The organism is Candidatus Nitrosopumilus sp. bin_32a, from assembly GCF_054095935.1.
The window spans coordinates 61,445-79,054 of record NZ_JBSWSN010000005.1; the positions used below are offsets into that span (position 1 = coordinate 61,445).

General features: G+C 34.9%; 20 protein-coding genes and 1 tRNA gene. 7 read left to right on the plus strand and 14 right to left on the minus strand.

Going from position 1 to position 17,610, the window contains the following annotated elements:
- Positions 1-4 precede the first annotated feature (4 nt).
- From ACW9XH_RS05130 to ACW9XH_RS05155, 6 genes are all read right to left on the minus strand, one after another.
- Positions 5-1,591, minus strand: a complete 1,587-nt coding sequence (locus tag ACW9XH_RS05130; RefSeq protein WP_457759573.1) for an elongator complex protein 3 — start codon at positions 1,589-1,591, stop codon at positions 5-7.
- 56 nt (positions 1,592-1,647) lie between these two features.
- Positions 1,648-1,851, minus strand: coding sequence for a hypothetical protein (locus ACW9XH_RS05135; protein WP_457759574.1), 204 nt, complete (start codon positions 1,849-1,851; stop codon positions 1,648-1,650).
- Positions 1,852-1,898: 47 nt separating this feature from the next.
- Positions 1,899-3,146 carry a cation:proton antiporter gene (locus ACW9XH_RS05140; RefSeq protein ID WP_457759575.1) on the minus strand — a complete coding sequence of 416 codons (1,248 nt, stop codon included), beginning with the start codon at positions 3,144-3,146 and terminating at the stop codon, positions 1,899-1,901.
- A gap of 71 nt (positions 3,147-3,217) precedes the next feature.
- On the minus strand, positions 3,218-4,240 hold the full coding sequence (gene purM, locus ACW9XH_RS05145; protein WP_457759576.1) for a phosphoribosylformylglycinamidine cyclo-ligase: 1,023 nt from the start codon (positions 4,238-4,240) through the stop codon (positions 3,218-3,220).
- 49 nt (positions 4,241-4,289) lie between these two features.
- Complete coding sequence (locus tag ACW9XH_RS05150) at positions 4,290-5,015, minus strand: proteasome assembly chaperone family protein (protein ID WP_457760013.1); 726 nt, start codon at positions 5,013-5,015, stop codon at positions 4,290-4,292.
- 74 nt (positions 5,016-5,089) lie between these two features.
- Positions 5,090-5,446, minus strand: a complete 357-nt coding sequence (locus ACW9XH_RS05155; RefSeq protein WP_457760014.1) for a hypothetical protein — start codon at positions 5,444-5,446, stop codon at positions 5,090-5,092.
- A gap of 180 nt (positions 5,447-5,626) precedes the next feature.
- Here ACW9XH_RS05155 and ACW9XH_RS05160 point away from each other — a divergent pair, with 180 nt between their 5' ends.
- The gene (locus ACW9XH_RS05160; RefSeq protein WP_457759577.1) at positions 5,627-6,562 is read left to right on the plus strand and encodes a calcium/sodium antiporter; all 936 of its coding nucleotides are present in this window, start codon (positions 5,627-5,629) and stop codon (positions 6,560-6,562) included.
- Positions 6,563-6,581: 19 nt separating this feature from the next.
- Here ACW9XH_RS05160 and ACW9XH_RS05165 read toward each other — a convergent pair whose 3' ends face one another.
- From ACW9XH_RS05165 to ACW9XH_RS05190, 6 genes are read right to left on the minus strand one after another with little or no spacing between them, the layout of a single operon-like run.
- Entirely contained in the window at positions 6,582-7,940 is a 1,359-nt protein-coding gene (locus tag ACW9XH_RS05165; protein ID WP_457759578.1) for a TldD/PmbA family protein, read from the minus strand.
- Position 7,941: 1 nt separating this feature from the next.
- Entirely contained in the window at positions 7,942-9,198 is a 1,257-nt protein-coding gene (gene cofH / locus ACW9XH_RS05170) for a 5-amino-6-(D-ribitylamino)uracil--L-tyrosine 4-hydroxyphenyl transferase CofH (RefSeq protein WP_457759579.1), read from the minus strand.
- Positions 9,195-10,364 (minus strand): 7,8-didemethyl-8-hydroxy-5-deazariboflavin synthase subunit CofG, encoded by a 1,170-nt coding sequence (cofG, locus tag ACW9XH_RS05175; RefSeq protein ID WP_457759580.1) that lies wholly within the window; start codon positions 10,362-10,364, stop codon positions 9,195-9,197. Before cofG ends, cofH begins: the two co-directional genes overlap by 4 nt.
- Positions 10,365-10,405: 41 nt before the next feature.
- Positions 10,406-11,548, minus strand: a complete 1,143-nt coding sequence (locus ACW9XH_RS05180; RefSeq protein ID WP_457759581.1) for a S1C family serine protease — start codon at positions 11,546-11,548, stop codon at positions 10,406-10,408.
- Positions 11,549-11,586: 38 nt separating this feature from the next.
- Positions 11,587-12,795 (minus strand): glycosyltransferase, encoded by a 1,209-nt coding sequence (locus ACW9XH_RS05185; protein WP_457759582.1) that lies wholly within the window; start codon positions 12,793-12,795, stop codon positions 11,587-11,589.
- Between the two features lie 5 nt (positions 12,796-12,800).
- Positions 12,801-13,217 (minus strand): type II toxin-antitoxin system RatA family toxin, encoded by a 417-nt coding sequence (locus ACW9XH_RS05190; RefSeq protein WP_457759583.1) that lies wholly within the window; start codon positions 13,215-13,217, stop codon positions 12,801-12,803.
- Between the two features lie 173 nt (positions 13,218-13,390).
- On the opposite strand from ACW9XH_RS05190, the gene ACW9XH_RS05195 reads away from it, so the two are divergent.
- Together ACW9XH_RS05195 and ACW9XH_RS05200 are read left to right on the plus strand one after the other, a co-directional pair.
- A complete protein-coding gene (locus tag ACW9XH_RS05195; protein WP_457759584.1) occupies positions 13,391-13,588 on the plus strand; it encodes a hypothetical protein in 198 nt (65 codons plus the stop codon).
- A 40-nt stretch (positions 13,589-13,628) separates the two neighbouring features.
- Positions 13,629-13,958 (plus strand): tRNA-binding protein, encoded by a 330-nt coding sequence (locus ACW9XH_RS05200; protein ID WP_457759585.1) that lies wholly within the window; start codon positions 13,629-13,631, stop codon positions 13,956-13,958.
- Positions 13,959-14,026: 68 nt separating this feature from the next.
- Here the strand turns inward: ACW9XH_RS05200 and ACW9XH_RS05205 are convergent, their stop codons facing one another.
- Positions 14,027-14,587 carry a TATA-box-binding protein gene (locus tag ACW9XH_RS05205; protein WP_457759586.1) on the minus strand — a complete coding sequence of 187 codons (561 nt, stop codon included), beginning with the start codon at positions 14,585-14,587 and terminating at the stop codon, positions 14,027-14,029.
- A 143-nt stretch (positions 14,588-14,730) separates the two neighbouring features.
- On the opposite strand from ACW9XH_RS05205, the gene ACW9XH_RS05210 reads away from it, so the two are divergent.
- Complete coding sequence (locus tag ACW9XH_RS05210; RefSeq protein ID WP_457760015.1) at positions 14,731-15,852, plus strand: DUF1512 domain-containing protein; 1,122 nt, start codon at positions 14,731-14,733, stop codon at positions 15,850-15,852.
- Positions 15,849-16,028 carry a hypothetical protein gene (locus tag ACW9XH_RS05215; RefSeq protein WP_457759587.1) on the plus strand — a complete coding sequence of 60 codons (180 nt, stop codon included), beginning with the start codon at positions 15,849-15,851 and terminating at the stop codon, positions 16,026-16,028. The genes ACW9XH_RS05210 and ACW9XH_RS05215 overlap by 4 nt, the downstream gene beginning before the upstream one ends.
- Positions 16,029-16,170: 142 nt before the next feature.
- Here the strand turns inward: ACW9XH_RS05215 and map are convergent, their stop codons facing one another.
- Complete coding sequence (gene map, locus ACW9XH_RS05220; protein WP_457759588.1) at positions 16,171-17,067, minus strand: type II methionyl aminopeptidase; 897 nt, start codon at positions 17,065-17,067, stop codon at positions 16,171-16,173.
- Between the two features lie 72 nt (positions 17,068-17,139).
- Between map and ACW9XH_RS05225 the strand changes: the two genes are divergently transcribed.
- Both ACW9XH_RS05225 and ACW9XH_RS05230 read left to right on the plus strand, forming a co-directional pair.
- Positions 17,140-17,216: transfer RNA gene (locus ACW9XH_RS05225), tRNA-Pro, on the plus strand.
- Between the two features lie 142 nt (positions 17,217-17,358).
- Complete coding sequence (locus ACW9XH_RS05230; protein ID WP_457759589.1) at positions 17,359-17,604, plus strand: hypothetical protein; 246 nt, start codon at positions 17,359-17,361, stop codon at positions 17,602-17,604.
- Positions 17,605-17,610: the final 6 nt, after the last annotated feature.

Consider the following 17,610-nt stretch of genomic DNA (forward strand, 5'->3'; position numbering starts at 1 on the left):
TTCTCTAATTCAATGTCTTGGACATGTATGGCCCATATAACGAATACCCTAATTTTTGATAATATTCTCTTGTACCGACTGCACTAATTACTAAAAGTTTTTTAGCATCAAACTCTTCTTTGGATATTTTTTCAGCCTCTTTCATCAAATTCTTTCCCAATCCTGTATGTTGAATTTCATCCTCTTCTTTTTCTCCTAGTTTCAAAGATTTACCATACACGTGAATTTCTCTTACTATGCATGTGTCTTGATTGATTTCATCTCTATGTGCATCGGCACTTGGTTTTCTTAATCGTAAAAATCCATAAATTGATTCATTCTTGTCCTCATATGACAAGAATACCTCTTTCCCGTTCGATGAATCATAATTGATTCTGTTTAATTTCACCTCTCCACCATCTGTTTTTTTGTTAGTCAGCCCTGCTTCTCTACATCTGATACATTTGCAAGAAAGTCCCTGTTTTGCAAGATTTTGGTGTACAATTTGTCTTAAATTGCCTGATTTTGGCCCTGCTATGATCTCTCCTGGTGTAATTTCTCTTTGAACTCTCATAATTCGCACCCATTTTGGAACATTTCTTTTTGCCTCAGTTAACACCTTGATCATATCTTCATCTGAATACGGTGTATATTTTCCCTGCTTGTATTCTTCATACAGTGGAGTATTTTCAATAACTAACGATGGATAAATTTTCAACATATCTGGACGTAATTGTGGGTCTGAAAATAATTTTTTAAAATCTGCAATGTCTTCTTCTGGTCTCATTGTAGGTAATCCTGGCATCATATGTGCAACTAGTTTGTATCCTGCATCCTTTGAAATCTGAAATGATTCAATCACATCATTATAGTTGTGACCTCTGTTAACTATTTCATAAACTCGTTCTTGCAATGATTGAACTCCGATCTCTACTCTTGTAATTCCATAACTTAACATTAAATCCACATGTTCTTTCTTACAATAATCTGGTTTTGTTTCAATTGTAAATCCTACATTTCTTATTGCTGCATGCTCGTTGTTTGATTTTGCCTCTTCCAAATCTTTTGAATCTGTACCGTTTAATGCGTCATAACATGATTTAATAAAATCTTTTTGATAGTCTTTTGGCATGAATAGAAAAGTTCCGCCGACAATTACTACCTCCATTTTAGATGGGTCGTGTCCAAAAGCAATTAATTTTTCAATTTTTGAGGAAATTTGTAATTTAGGATCAAATTTATTTTCAATTGCATTCAGTGATGATGGTTCTTTTCCTGTGTAGCTGTTAGGGGAATTAAATTCAATTCCTCCCGGACAATACGTACATCTACCATGAGGACACGCATATGGTTTTGGCATTAATGCTACTACTGATACCCCTGATGCTGTTTTAGCTGGCTTTCTTATCAGCACTTTTTTTAATTTGTCAAAATCTGCTTCTTTTACCATTGATAGTATTTCATAATTTTTTGGAATTCTACTTAGTGCATATTTGGTACAAATTTTTATGATTTCTTCTTTTACTTGTTTTTTACTTGGTTCTTGAATTGTTAAAAGATTCTGAGTGATCTCATCACATGCTTTGGATATGACGGGGTCAAGCTTATTCATAACTACTCATTCAGATTTGGACATAAATTCGTTAAATAATTTGGCATATTTGATATCTATTTACGCGTGGTTGATTTTCTTTTGACACTCTTTTTGGCTGGTTTTCTCTTTACCTCCTTTTTCTTCACTACACTCTTTTTGGCTGGTTTTCTTGTTGTTGATTTTTTTACAATTTCTTTTTTGATGGCTTTTAATTCATTTAACTCTGATTGATTTTTTTTAATTTCTGCCTTGAATGAATCATTGTTTGTTTCTGACATGAGTTGCCATGAATAATTTTCTATATGATTTAAGACTTGTTAGTGTGTTATTCTGATTTTGTTTCTGTATTTTTGGTATGTGTGTTGTCGCTTTTTCTTTGTTCTTTTCTATATTCCATCTTTAGCCATATTGGTGTGATGATAGTAGTTACTGCTACCATGATTACAATCGTAGAGTACACTTCTGATGTAAGAATTCCAGCAGTTACCCCTACTCCTGCAACAATTAATCCTACTTCTCCTCTTGAAATCATTCCAATTCCAACTCGCATTCCTTGCTGTTTGCTTTTCAAAAACAGCATTGCAGGTAATCCACATCCAAATAATTTTGTTACAATTGCAACAACAATCACCACTCCACTTAAAATTAAAATCTCCATGTTGACTGCTCTTAGGTCTACTTGTGCACCGATAATTGCAAAGAACAATGGTGCAAAAATCAAACCTATCTTTCCAACATAGTTTTCTATTTTTTCAAATACTTTGGTAGTTGACAATGCCATTCCTACTGCAAACGCACCTACTATGGGGGACAATCCTATGGAACCTGCAAGGGCTGCCGCACCAAAGAACGACGCAGTTGCAATTCCCTCTACACTTCCCTTTGCCTTCCATAATCTCGGTGTGATTATTTTTGGGATTATTACTACTGCCACAACTAGCATTATTGCAAAGAACCCTAATACTTGTAAAATTGTAATTGTAATTTCTGTAATGTCGATATTGTCTACTCCTCCATCTGAACCTGCAATTGATGATACAACTGATAATACTGCAATTGCTAAAATATCGTCTACTACTGCTGCTCCTATTATGAGTCTGGCTTCTGGAGTTTTAATCTTGCCAAATTCACTTAGCACTTGAATTGAAATTGCGATACTTGTTGCAGTAAGTGCTGTGGCAATCAACATTGATTGTAATGCGTCGAATCCAAACATTTGAAAAACTGCAAGACCTGCAAAGAATGGAATTACTACTCCAAGTGCTCCTACTGTAAATGACGCCTTTCCGCCTTTGAGGAATTCCTTTGGTGTCATTTCTAATCCTGCCATGAACAAAATTACAATTGCTCCCATTTCTCCAAGAATTTTAATTTCATCATTAATCTGCAGCAATTGTTTTCCGTCAACTACAAAGAACCCTCCTAACGCAAATGGTCCTACGATCATTCCAGCTAGCAATTCTCCCAAAACGATTGGAAGTTTTAATCTGAGGAATACCTCTGCCATTAGTTTAGCTGCAAAAAGTAAAATTCCAACCCCAATTATTGTTTCAATAAATTGTGCCTCTGCCATCTTTTCCTGATGGATGTTTGAAAATCTGCCATATAAGGTAATATTAGTTTAAAAATTATTTTGCTGTTAAACTAAGCAATCTTTGTAGAATTTACAAAAACACCTTTTTTGGAAATAATCTGCCCGATTTCCTGACTTGAAATTTTATACTTTTTGAATATTGATTTTATTCTTATTGCCTGATCTTTTGGTGCAATCACACAGAATCCAACTCCCATGTTGAATGTCTTGTACATTTCTTCTGGTTTCACTCCTTGTTCTTCCACTAATCCCATAATTGGTGGAATTTTTGGCAGTGAATCTATCTCATAACCAATATTCTTGAGACGTAATAGTTTGGTAAATGAACCTCCCGTTATGTGCGCAAATCCATTAATTTTGCATTTTTGATTAATTTCAAGAACTGGTTTTGTGTAGATTTCAGTTGGTTTCAGTAATGCGTCTCCAATCATTCCCACTCCTTTGACTTTGTCTTTTACCGAGTATTTTGTTAATATGGCTTTTCTTGCAAGGGAGTACCCGTTTGAATGAATGCCTGAGCTGTTTACTCCGATAATCACGTCTCCTGCTTTGATTTTATTTCCTAGCACCATCTCTTTTTTTTCCAGTAATCCTACTACCATTCCTGCCAAATCAAATGCAAATCCATTTCCTTCGATGACATCTGGCATGATTGCTGTCTCTCCTCCTACAATTGGCATTGCTGATTTTTTAGCACCTGTTACTAACCCTTCTACAATTTTTTTGAATATTGTTACATCGTTTTTGTTAGCTGCGATATAGTCTACAAATGAAATTGGCGTTGCACCGATACAAATTATGTCATTAACATTCATTGCAACACAATCAATTCCGATGGTGTTGTATTTTTTCATCATATTTGCAATTACTACTTTAGTTCCAACACCATCCGTATGTGTTGCTAACAATTTTCCGCCTGGAATCTCTACAATTCCTGCATAATGGCCAAACCCATGTGTCATCTTTGCTTTTTTCTGTAGTTTATGAGTGGATGAAATTAATTTCCCGATTGCTTTTTGGCTTTGTTTAATTTTAGAAATATCCACTCCTGCTTTTTTGTAGGTCAGAGCCATAGTTTGTTGCGCTTTTGCTGTGAATAAAAGAATTTGCCTATTGTTTCGATCACATGTACATGCCGGATATCTCTTCCCTATGTTTTGCATATTTCTGAGACAATTCGCTGAATTCTGAATGAATTCTATCTTTTTGTTTTTGAAGTTCTGATGTATCTATTTTCATATGATAAAATCGATTTAGTGCTTCAATTAGAGTTGCAGCAGCTGCAGAATCTGGTGCTTCTTTATTTGCTCTTGCCAATAGGGCCAATCCCTGAATATCTCTAACTAGGCACTCATTTAGTATGCCTCCTGGAATGCCTGTGATGAACCCTTGAGGAATCATGTTGATGTTTTTTTCTGCCATGGTTCTTACTAGATCTTCTTCTGCTGCACAGTATGCTTTATCATCGTGCTCTGTGCTTGCAACTCCGTCTAAAATTACAATTTCTTTAGAGCCTTTTTGTGCTGCCCAATCTAAAATTGAAGACACAAGCGTGTATAGTCCCTCCATTCTCAATGTTATCTCGCAAATTATTGCACAAACTGTTCCTTCCTTATTTGCATAAAATCGGAATGGATGACGTAATCTGCCTCTCATGAATACTGTTGATGGTGGGAGATATTTTGATCTCATCACTGCAATTTCATCCATCTTTAATTCTGTGATGATGTGATTAATTGCGACAGGACCTACAAGACCTGCCCCTACAAACCCTGCAAATATTATTGGACTTTTTAATTCTACTTTTTTTAGTTCAAAAACTTCAGCTTCTGGAAATTCTTTTTGCACTGCCTTCATCAATTTATCTGACTAATTACTTTTGTCAATGCATTGATAGTATATGAAAATAAAAAAAAACAGGATTAAACTATGTAATTGTTCTTTTGCATAAAGAGATTCAACATAATTCGTCCTTTGTCTGTGATTGTATAGATCACATTTGCTCCCACTGCTTCTTTGCTGATGAATTCATAATCTACACACAAGTGCAAATAATTTAGAAATGATTTTTTCATCCTGATTTTTGATTTTGAATACAAATTAGAGAATGTCATTGGATTTCCTCTTAATTGGTATAACAACTTCAATAGAGATAACGTGCTGTAATCTCGTGTTCTTGCTTTTACTGCATCTAGAACTTGCTCATCTCTATGTATGATAAAATCCTTGAATTGATCTGCCACTTCTAGTGGTACGTATGTCAGTCTTGCTCGCATGATACCGTATAGTACGGTACATTACCTTATTAGTGTTTGACATGATTTTTGTTGATCTTTCTAGCTGGTTTTTTTACACCTAATCGTGCCTAGATCGGCTATTTTGGAATTAGCTTGAATTGCTTGATTTGTGAAATTATAGTATATCATCTGATTTAAACTACTGCCTATCAAATTCAATTTGTGGAAATTGCAATAAATGCTATGCTGACTATTGTTGGTTTAGCCCTGCTATGTTTTGGTGGTAACTGGCTGGTAAGTGGTGGTGTTGCAATTGCAAGAAAATTCCGTATTAGCAATCTTGTAATTGGAATGACTATTGTTGCATATGGTACTTCAACTCCTGAACTTGCAGCAAGTGTTGCAGCGGCTGGAGAACACAGTGCAATAATTCTTGGAAATATCGTTGGAAGTAATATTGCAAATGTTGGTATGGTGATTGGTATAGCTGCAATTTTAGTTCCACTTGCAGTACACAAATCTGTACTGCGAAAAGAAATTCCAATTATGTTGGGCGTTTCTGTTTTATTGGTTTTATTATCCTTTGATGGTGAACTTTCTCAATATGATGGAGTTCTATTGTTGGCTGGTTTGGGGGTGTTTGGATATTATACATACAAAGATGCAATGAAACAGCGAACAGAAAATAAAGATGAAATTGAATTAGGTGCAAATAATATTTATCTAAAATCTGCTGGATTAATTGGAATTGGTGTTGTCTTGTTATATGTCGGTGCTATACTTACAGTTGACAATGCAGTAATTTTAGCTAAAGAATTTGGATTATCTGAACAGATAATTGGACTAACTGTTATTGCTATTGGAACTTCACTACCAGAATTAATTACATCTATAATTGCAATTAGGAAAGGCCATACTGATATTGGTGTTGGGAATATCATTGGAAGTAATATTTACAATATTTTAATGATAATGGGAGTTGGTGCCGCCCTTGGTGGCGTGATGGTTGGCACTGATGTTTATGTTGACTATGCAATTATGATCATCTTTGGTTTGTCTTTGCTTATTGCATTAAAAACTGGAATGATTGGCAGGGCCATGGGTGTTTGTTTGGCTATAGGCTATGCTGTCTATCTGATAGTCACGTTTTTCAAGTAATTTGTGCCTATATTTGGGATTAAATGGCATTGACTGAAATATTTTCCGCCCTTAATGAGGGCGTAATTGATGGAAGAGATGCCCATTGAATGACGTTTCTTTGATTGTTCCCAATTGCTGAAATATTTTTTAGCATGTTTGGCAGATTGTGGATTATTCTCACTGATTTTCCTGGACTGGTAATTTCACCATTTTCAATAATTCTAATTCCACTTCTAGCGGTGCATGAAAAATCTCCTCTGATTGGATTTACTGCATATGTGTACCACAATCTTCCAACAAGTAATCCGTGCTTGGTTTCTTTTATCATCTCTTCTTGTGTAAAGTCTCCTGGCATCACTTTCAAATTATGTGGGGCTGAAATTGGAATTGGTTCGGAACTTCTCCCCATTGGAGAACCTGGACGTGATGCATTTCCTGTTGATTGGTTTTTCCCCTTGTAACTATCAAAAAGATTTGAAAAAGTATTTTTAAAAATTCCTTTCTCTATCAGATTTCTTTTTTCAGTTTTAATTCCTTCATCATCAATTGATTTTGTTCCAATGCCTTCAGGACTGTGTGGGTCATCTACTAAATCAAATTGTTCAACTGCTATCCTTTCTCCAAAATTGTCTGAAAAACAGCTTTTCTTTTCTGAAAATGTTTTAAAATTAAAATTAGATGCCACTACAAATGCTAATAATTCCCCCACTGAATACGGTTCAAAAATTATAGAGTATGCATCTGAATTAATTTTTTGTGGATTTATTGATTCTATACACATTGTTTTTGCATCATGGCCTATCTGTTCTGAAGAAAAATTTGACAGTGTTCTTCCACTTGCGTGCCCTATCCCCGATACTGGTGTTTCTCCTTGCTCTGATTCTGCATTGATGATTCCTGAAATGTATGTGGCCTTTTCTTTAAAATTAAGCCCGTTAGAATTTAGCAATTCAAAATTCTCTGATACGATGTTGAGTGATCCTGTAATCGTCTGGACTTTATCGTTATTTGCAGAATTGATCATGTCTTGTGCGATATCCATGCATTTTGAGCCTGAAATCTGATCTATTTTTTCATCAAATATTCCATTCAATTTTTTACGTTCTGTTTTGTATGGTAGTCCTGCCCAAAATTCTCTTGATTTAAGATTTGATGATATTTTTAAAGCATTGTCCATTGTTTGCTCTATTTCGTCTTCATTTGTTGTCTGCATGGATGAGATTTTTTTATTCTGAATTAATCTAATTCCAAAACTCTCATCAAAATTTTGTTTAATTTCGGCAATTTCTGAATCTGTAATTCTTACGGTTATGATTTTCTTCTTCACTGTGATGATGTCGCATTCATCGATTCCTATTTTTTTTGAATAACTTAATGCCTTTTCTAAGGCTGACAAATTATTTATTCCTAGGATTTTTGTAATTGAATTTATTTATTTTAATCAATTCCACATATGACCCAAATTGCGTATCTGTAACATTGTCTAGTTTGTCCTCTGCTTTCTCTTCTCCATCAAATCTTTTTAGAATCTCATAGTGGGTATTCCTTTCCGCCGGAATTCTTCCAATTTCTTTTACCATCCTTCTAATTTCTTTTGGTTTTAATAATTGACCATATTCTGAACCTGCCGATGTTGAGATGCTTTCATTGATTAGAGTTCCACCAAAATCATTTGCTCCCCACATGAGTAATAGTTGTGACATTTTTTGTCCTTCTTTCACCCACGACATCTGAATATTATTGATTGAATTATTCAACATTATTCTTGCAACTGCATGTGTAAGTAAAACATCATTTCCACTACCTCCTTGTCTTATACCTTCATGTATCTCATGTTTGTACATTGGTGCTTCTGTATGGATAAAGTTTAGAGGTACAAATTCTGTAAATCCACCAGTTTCTTTTTGAATGTCTCTTAATCTTGCAATGTGTTTCACTCTGTCTTCAAGTGTTTCTAAATGCCCGAACATCATAGTTGAGGTTGTATTGATTCCAATTTTGTGGGCACTTTTGATTACTGTCTCCCAATCTTCCACACTAATTCTGCCTGGGGAGATCTTATCTCTTAATTTCTGATCAAGAATTTCAGCCGACGTGCCTGGAAGTGTATTGACTCCTGCATCTTTCATTCTTTTCAAAAATTCCCCAATTGAGACGTTTGAACGCGCTGCTCCGTATAGGATCTCTTCAGGGGAAAATCCATGAATATGAATATCTGGAATCTCTTTTTTGATATCTCTGCAAATTTTTTCATACAGATCTCCCTCCATGTCTGGTGGCAGTCCTGCCTGAATGCATACTTCTGTTGCTCCTAACTGATATGCCTCTTTTGCCCTTCGTACAATCTCTTCGTTTGGAAGGAAATATCCTTCTTCCTCTCTGAAATCCCTGCTAAATGCACAAAAACCACATTGCTTGATACAGACATTTGTGAAATTGATATTTCTATTTACTACATATGATACTACATCTCCTACTCTTCTCTTCCTTAATTCGTCTGCAACAAGACCTACTAAATGAAAGTCTATTCCTTGGGCCTGGAATAACTCTAATCCATCATCTGCGGAAATTTCATTTTCAGACAATGCACGGTTTAGAATTTCTGCTACTATGGGATCTGCATTTTTGAAAAGTGAATCTATGTTGGTTATCATCTCCAATATTCCTCCTTTACGAATCCTTCCTCATTTTCAATTACTGACATCTTATCTCTTAACTCTTTGCTAATAAAAGAAAAGTATTCTGGATATACTGGGAATCTGCATTTCAAATCAAAACCTGCTTTCTTTGAATATTCGTCTACTTTATCAATTTCTGGCCAGGAAAATTCAGGATTTACAAAATCAGGTGTGAGTGGAGATATTCCGCCCCAATCATTTATCCCGACTGACAAGAAACTCTGATATGATTTTGGAGATAGGTTTGGGGGAATCTGTATGTTCATTTGTGGCATGATTATTCTTGATAGCGCTACAACTAGTTTGAAATATTTTTCATCAGCTGATGGCTCATATTTCATTTTAGTATCTGGTTTTGGTTGAAAGTTTTGCAAAATCACTTCTTGAATATTTCCATGTTTATCGTTTAGTTGTTTTATTGCAAACAATGAATCAATAATCTCTTCAATTGTTTCTCCAATACCTACTAGAATACCTGTAGTCATTGGAATGCCTAATTTTCCAGAATTTTCTAAAACCTCTAATCTTGTTTTTGGTCTTTTACTTGCCGCTAAATGATGAGGCATGCCCTTTTCAGTTAATCGCTCACTGACATTTTCTAGCATTATTCCCATTGACACGTTGGTTTTCTTCAACTCTTTCATTTCTTCATAGTTTAGGTTTCCGGCATTTGTATGTGGGAACAATCCCATTTCCAATGCAATTTCTGAAGAATGAATCAGATATTCTGCAGTAGATTTGAAACCGTTTTCTTTTAACCAGTCTCGAGCTTCTTGATATCTTTGTTCTGGCTGCTCACCTGTAACAAAAAGTGCTTCTACACATCTGTATTTCTTTGCAAGTGTTAATAATTCTGATATCTGTTGTTTTGACATTAAGGAAAGTTTTGCCTCTCCTGGTTCAGACTTGTAGGTACAATAGGAACAAGTATCTTTACAGAGATTTACAATGTTGAAAAATGCTTTTTTAGAAAAAGTTACTGAATCCTTTTTGAATTTGATTCTTAAATTTTGTGAGACTTGGAATAGATCATTAGGGTCTTCCACTGCCTTTTGATATATTTCAATAATCTCTTGACGAGAAACTTGTTTGTTCTCTAAAATATTGTTTAAACTCTCTGAATCAAAGACAAGATTGTTCAACAGAAGGATTCTTGAAAAGAAGTATTTATGCTTGTATTGAATTAATTTCCATTTGGCCTTTCACCTAACACGATTGTGACATTCGTAGTCCTTCCATCTCTTAGTATTTCCAAAACCATCTCATCTCCGACGGATTTCGTTCTTTGCAAATGGACCAATATGTCGTCAATTTTTCTAACCTCTTTTCCATCTACTGATAAAATAATGTCTCCTCCTACTGGATAGCTGATTCCGTCAACATCGATAGTTTTTTCAGAAGCAATTAATCCTGCATGAAATGCCGGGCTATCTTCTACAACTGTAATTACTAGAAATCCTATTGCATCTTTTAGATCCAAAACCTTTGCCATGTCTGGATCAATATCTCTACCTGCAATTCCAATCCAAGGATGTTTGTATTCTCCATCTGCAATTAATGTTGGAACAATTTTTGCAACTGTTTGTGATGGGATTGAGAATCCGACACCTGTAAATTCCCCTGTTGCTGATTGTATTGCTGTATTAATTCCGACTATTTCTCCTCGCATATTCAATAATGGCCCTCCGGAATTCCCTGGATTGATTGCTGCATCTGTTTGAATGACATCTGGAATCTGATATCCTAATCCTGATGGAAGCAGTCTGCCTAACTGACTGACAATTCCTGAAGTCATAGAGCCTGACAATCCAAATGGATTTCCAATTGCAGCTATCTGTTCTCCGACTTTGAGATTCGATGAATCTCCGATGGATAACGGATGTAACCGAGTTAAATCTGCATTGACTTTGATAATGGCAATGTCTGTATATTCATCAGTTCCAATGATGTCTGCATTATATGATCTACCGTCAAGAAATGTGACAACTACTTTGTTTGCATTTTTTACAACATGGGCATTTGTAATTATGTGACCTTTTTTGTCAAAAACAAAACCTGAACCTATCCCTCCTGTAATATCTTCTGATTCTCCTCTTTGTACGTTAACTCTCACCACTCCTGGTTCTGACTTTTCAAAAATTTCAATTAATGATAAACCCTTTGAGGATACTGGAGTTATTTCTTTAGATGTGGTTGGTGTGTATTGGTCACTTACATCGATATCTGTTTTCAATGATTCTGGCGGTGAGATAAATAATACGAGCACAATAAATAATGTCATTGCGGCTCCTATTGCCCCACCTACAAATACTCCTGATTTGTCCATGAGATTTTTAATTCCTTATTTTCTATCTAAAAGGATTGCTATACACTGATTGAACTTTGGGTATGATCTTTCATTGAATAACTTCTTCCTCTCCAGGTAACTGAAGATGTTCTTTTAGCTTGAAGGAGACCGCTCAAAAATCCTAAGACTACTACCAAGCTTCCTAGTGGTGCAAATACTGCATATGCTAACCTTAGCTTTAAACCAACTTTAACTTCAGTAATTGCTCCAATGTAAATCAAAACTGATGCAATTGCAGATGTAATACAAAGTATCTTTGCGGATGTTGCTTCTATGGGAAATGAATACGAGACTGCAAATATTGGAAATGGCACAAACAACAAAAATACTATTGCAAAAAATATTCCTATTGCAATTTTTCCGCTTTGAAGATAAAGTGGTATCATTAGTCTCTTCAGGGCATTCCACAAAGTACTCTTGTCTCTTGCCCATACGGCCTCAACCAAGTGCTCTGCACGCACCATTTTCATTTTGTATCCTGCTTCTTTCACTTTTTTCCCTAATGCCCCATCTTCAATAATTTCCTGCTTGACTCCTTCATGCATGCCAATTTCTTGATATGTTGATTTTTTTAAAATGAAAAAACTCCCAAAAAAATAACCTGTCTTTTTTGCTGGGTTGTTTACATTTAATGCCGAAAATCTTGTGTGTAAAAATGTTGAAATCATTGGAAGAGTAATGTTTGTCCAAAAATCAAATGTTAGCATTTTTGGTATTGCCGATAATGCATCTAGATTGAATGAATTCAAATGAGATACAGATAATGATATGACATTTTTAGCATGTCTTGTATCTGCATCAGTAAAAAGTAATAATTCTCCTGTCGCTTTGGCATATCCTTCCATACATGCCCAGTTCTTTCCCATCCATCCCTCTGGTCTTGGTCTTGCAGAAACTGGAATTACTTTGGGATGTTTTTTTGCATATTCTAAAATTATTTTTTCCGTTTTGTCTTCTGATGAATCATCAATTACAATGATTTCATAATTCTCATAGTCTTGTTTGATTAGCGAATCTAAACATTTTCCGATGAACTCTTCTTCATTTCTAGCTGGTAAAATTATTGAGACTTTGGGGTTTGTTTTTGATGTGTTTTCAAATTTATCTAAATACGGTGTTAATCTAAATGAGTCCATCATTGATTTGAGAAGAAAAATCCATGCCCCACAAATTCCGATTAGAATTGCAGTTAATGTATAATTGAAAATATCTAAAATTAAATCCATGAAATCTATCTCTCGATTTCTTTTTTGATGCCTTGCATGGCCTGCTCTGTTCCGCTTTTGATGTGTTTTTTAATCATACCTGTAAACATTCCCATCATACCTGTCAGTTTGATGTCCCAATATGTTGAAAGTATCGTTTTTTCATCTTTAGCTTTTAGTGTTATTATTTTTTCACCATCGATTATGCCTTTGGTGAATTTCACTTCAATTTTCTCTTTAGGTTGAATTTTTACTTGTTGCAAGCATTTTTGATCTCTAAAAGCAATTGTAACTTCTCTATTGACGATGTTTCCTTCTTTTGAAATATTCTTTACTTCTTTTGTGCCCTTCCAAAACTTTGGCTCATTATCTATGTCTGAAACAACCTCCCACACTTTGTCTACTGATGCATTGATTTCAATTTCAACTTGGATTGTAGCCATGTGATAAAATCAATTCTTCCGCATTAAATATATTAGATTCCTACAACGTTTCAAATAGACTGTGATCGGTAATATGCCTAAAATCCGGAACATTAACTCCAGTTCCAATGGCGTTTGCCATTCTTCGGTCACAGTCCCTTAAAATTTAAAAGAAAACGAGATTGACAAAATACATGCCAAAAATTGAAACTTTAGATGGTGCTGGTTTTTGGAAAAATGCATATGCTCATCAACGAGGGAAATTGCTGAAAAAAGTTAATGTTCCTGATGATCAGATTATTGAATTAGCTAACAAAAAGTATATGGAACTTCCTGCAGCATTACGATATGAAATTGAAACTAGTGGAATCAATAAAAAAGATTTACAATGAAATTCGTAATTGATTTTAACGGGAGAAATAAGGTTTAATCATGTCTACGATAACTTATGATGATTTTGCAAAATTAGACATTAGAGTTGCCAAAATTATTGCAACTGAACCAATTGAGGGAAAATCCCGAATCATTAAAGGCCGAATAGATTTGGGAAATGATGATCAACGTGATGTAATTATTGGAGGTGCGCAATACTATCAACCTGAAGATATAGTCGGGAAAACTGTTATTGTAATTGCAAACCTTGAACCTAAAAAAATGGCAGGTGTTGAATCAAATGCAATGTTGTTGGCAGCTGATGTGGATGACAAACCATTTTGGTTAACTGTTGCAGAAGACGTTCCATTGGGAAGTCCTATAAAATAATATCATTCTTTAAATATTTTAAAATTATTTTGTTGTTTCTAATTGAAAATTAGTGGATATTTATGCAGTTAATCATAAATCATTAATTTTTTTTCTTCTAACAGTGAGTGCAAATTGTTTACAGAGCGATATACGTCTTCTTCATGTTTGGCCCCTGTGCAGACAAGTTTTCCAGATGAGAATAACAAAATGACTGTTTTTGGATCAACCATTCTATGAATGAGTCCTGGAAATTGTTCTGGCTCGTACATACTTCGTGGTAATGTTCTTGCGGCTTGCTCTAAGTGGATTTTTCCACCTAGATTGATGGATGCAACAATATTTTGAATTGTCACAACTGCATCTTTTTTAACTTTGATTCCTCCCTTTCGAAGATTTTGCACTACTATTTTCACTGCTTTTCTAGCTAATTCTTCAGATTTTGAACCTGTACATACCATTTTACCTGAAGTGAAAATCAATGTTGCTGTTTTTGGAACCTTTAATCTGAAAACTAGTCCTGGAAATTGATCTGGATGGTATTCTACATCTGGAAATTTTCTGGTGATATCATTCAAGTCCATCTTCTGCATTACGTCTGCAGAGGCTACAACATTTTCTACGCTTACCATGGGTTTTGTTTGCGGCATATTCGGCTTTTTTTGTATTTAACTATAATAAAAGCACTCGCCATTATTTTCTCTTAAAAACATCTTTTTTCATTCTGATGTGAATTTTGGTCTTTGGGATTAAGACGAATGCTTTAATTTGGTTCTGAGAGATCTTGAATCTAGTGAATTTTACAAATATTGATTTTGATCAATTATTTTCAATGGGTGATGATTCAAACCCTCTGATGATGTTAGTTTGGATTCTTCCGATAATTCTTTTTGTATTTTATGGTCAAAATATCCAACTATTTGTTACTGCAAGAGAAATTAAAAAAGGACTTAAAAAATTAGAGAGTTTTAGAGAAGAGTCTAGAACTGAACTAATCAATTACGTAAAAAATAATTTAAACGCGAAAGATGATCCTGTAAAGAAAATTGATAAATTTTTGGATTATTTTACGATAATGCCTGTGGATATGGATCCCGGCGGGATTGTTGACAAAGTCAGACATACGGTAAGATCTAGGGATGACTATACTCGGGAACATGTAAAATTGCTTTCTCCTGAAATGTCTGATGTGGAATTAAGCAAAGTTCAAACTTTACTTGAAATTGCAACTTCCTTACAACTGATTTACAAAATAATTAACCACATGTTCTTGACTGCTAAAAAACAAAACAACTATCCTTTGATTTTACCTTTGCAGATGATTCTTCCCTTCATAATGGAGCAGGCAGAAGCAATGAGGGAAGCGATTCCTACATTTAAAATCGGTCAGCCTGTAGGTGATGGAATTGGTCCAATGGTTGTTGGAAAAATGATGCTAAATATTGAAAAAGAAACAGTTGCCTTTCAAACTTCTTTTGCAAAAATTGATTTTGAAGACAGAAAATTGTTTCTTTTAAAAGCTGAAGGTCCTGGCTCAACTGTTGGGCGACCTGCTGATGGTTTGGAGAAAATTATTTCTGAAAATAAAATTGACGCAATAATTATGATTGATGCGGCATTGAAAATGGAGGGTGAAGATTCTGCATCCGTAGCTCAGGGTTTTGGTGCAGCTATTGGAGGTGTTGGAACAGAAAGGTTCCAAATTGAGGCAGTTGCAACAACTAACAATATTCCTGTCTTTTCTATTGTAGTGAAACAATCTGTCAAAGAAGCTATAACTTTGATGACCAAAGATATTGCAGATACTGCAGAAGACGTTCGCTTACAAGTAAATGAAATGATTATTGAAAATACTAAACCTGGTCAATCTATAGTGGTAATCGGTGTTGGCAATACTTCTGGAGTTCCACAATGATTTTCTCAAAGAAAAAAATCACCCTTGAATATACTGTAGAACAATGCACAAGGTGTGGAACTTTAACCAAAAGAAAATTCAAAGATGGGGATATGTTGTTTGCAAAACTATCAAAATGCAATTCTTGTGATGGAACTATGAGAATTGAAAAAATTTTTGGTGAAACAATTGAATAATAATTTTTAGATTATTCTGTTTTGTATTTCACATTACACGAAGGACAAAACCATGTTGTTGACTCTCCCTGTTCGCTAAACATGAATCCTCCACATTTTGGGCACGGTCTGACTTCTTCACTCATTTATTTTCATGTGTGTTCTATTCAGCTCTTGTTGTGACTGTTACTCCATTTTCATTAGGAATGAATGTATGCTCTGCCTGTGCTACTCTTTGCTCGTTAACTTCAATTAATACTGGGTATGCTTGAACTGCTTTTTTCTTTACCAAAAAATCTAATAATTCCCGTGCTTTCTTTTCTTCCCATTCTTTTGTAATCCATCTTAACGCAAATGGCAGCATGTTGCAATTCTCCCAAATGAAATCCAGTAGTTTGTCTGCTTCTTCGTTTTTTGTTTTCTTTCTTGAAGTTAATGCAAAAATATTTTTAACATTTCCATTTCTGACAAATCCTCCTCCTTGCTCTGTTGTTACAAATGGCTCGCATGCATAAGCAGAATTTTCTGAAAGTGAAAATCCCCCAATTGACCAAATATTTGGAATTGATCTCCCAGCATGTATTGTATATTGATCTAATGAATGTCCACTAAGATTTGCAATTGGTTTGAAGCCCATTTTCTTAATTGTTGTTTCAATTGTTCTTCCAATGTCGCTTGCTTTCACGCCTGTTTTTATCATTGACATTGCATTTGCCAATGCTTCTTCTGCAGCTTGAACTAGTCCGTCAAATTGAGCATCATAACAAACAGTTACGGCAGTATCTGCAATATATCCGTCAATTTGTGCCCCTAGATCAATTTTTACTAAATCTGTATCTTTGATTGTAATTGGATCATTTGGTTCTGCAGTATAATGAGCTGCGATTTCATTAATACTTGCGTTTACAGGAAATGCACATTTGGCCCCTCTTTTTTTAATTTCACCTTCTACTTCTTCACAAATTTCAAATACTGTTTTACCAATCCAGTCTTTTACTCGTACCATTTCTCTTACTTCAGCTGCAATTTTACCTGCTTTGAGGTATTGCTCAGTTTGCACGATTTCGATCCTAAATTTGCCTTTAAAATGATTATCTGTGAAGCTTAAATTGGGCAATTTTTATGGCATACTGGGATTGTGGTCTAGCTTGGTATGATTCTGCGTTTGGGACGCAGAGATCGAGTGTTCAAATCACTCCAATCCCACCATATCATCATCTTATTATCAAATCACAATCTTCTCTAATTGCCGAGCAATGAGGAGGAGTTAGAGTACTGACTTTGAATGGAGTAAACTAATAGAGTCTGAGCTCCGGCACGTTTTTATCAATTCTTGGGTTTTTTTGTTTTAATGAAATTTGAGCGACGTGATATTATTTTGATTGTTGGGCTTTTTCTTATTGTACTTGGAATCACACAATACGTTCCATTTCATTACTCTGCTTTGATTGGAATTGCACTATATTTTGGATTTAAAATGTATGTAGAAAAGAGACGAAAATCTATTGAAAATAGTATTGGGGATGGAATCTGTATGGAATGTGGCTCTAAAATTGTCCATACAAAATGCCCAAAATGTGACTATCTTCAAGAATAATTCCTA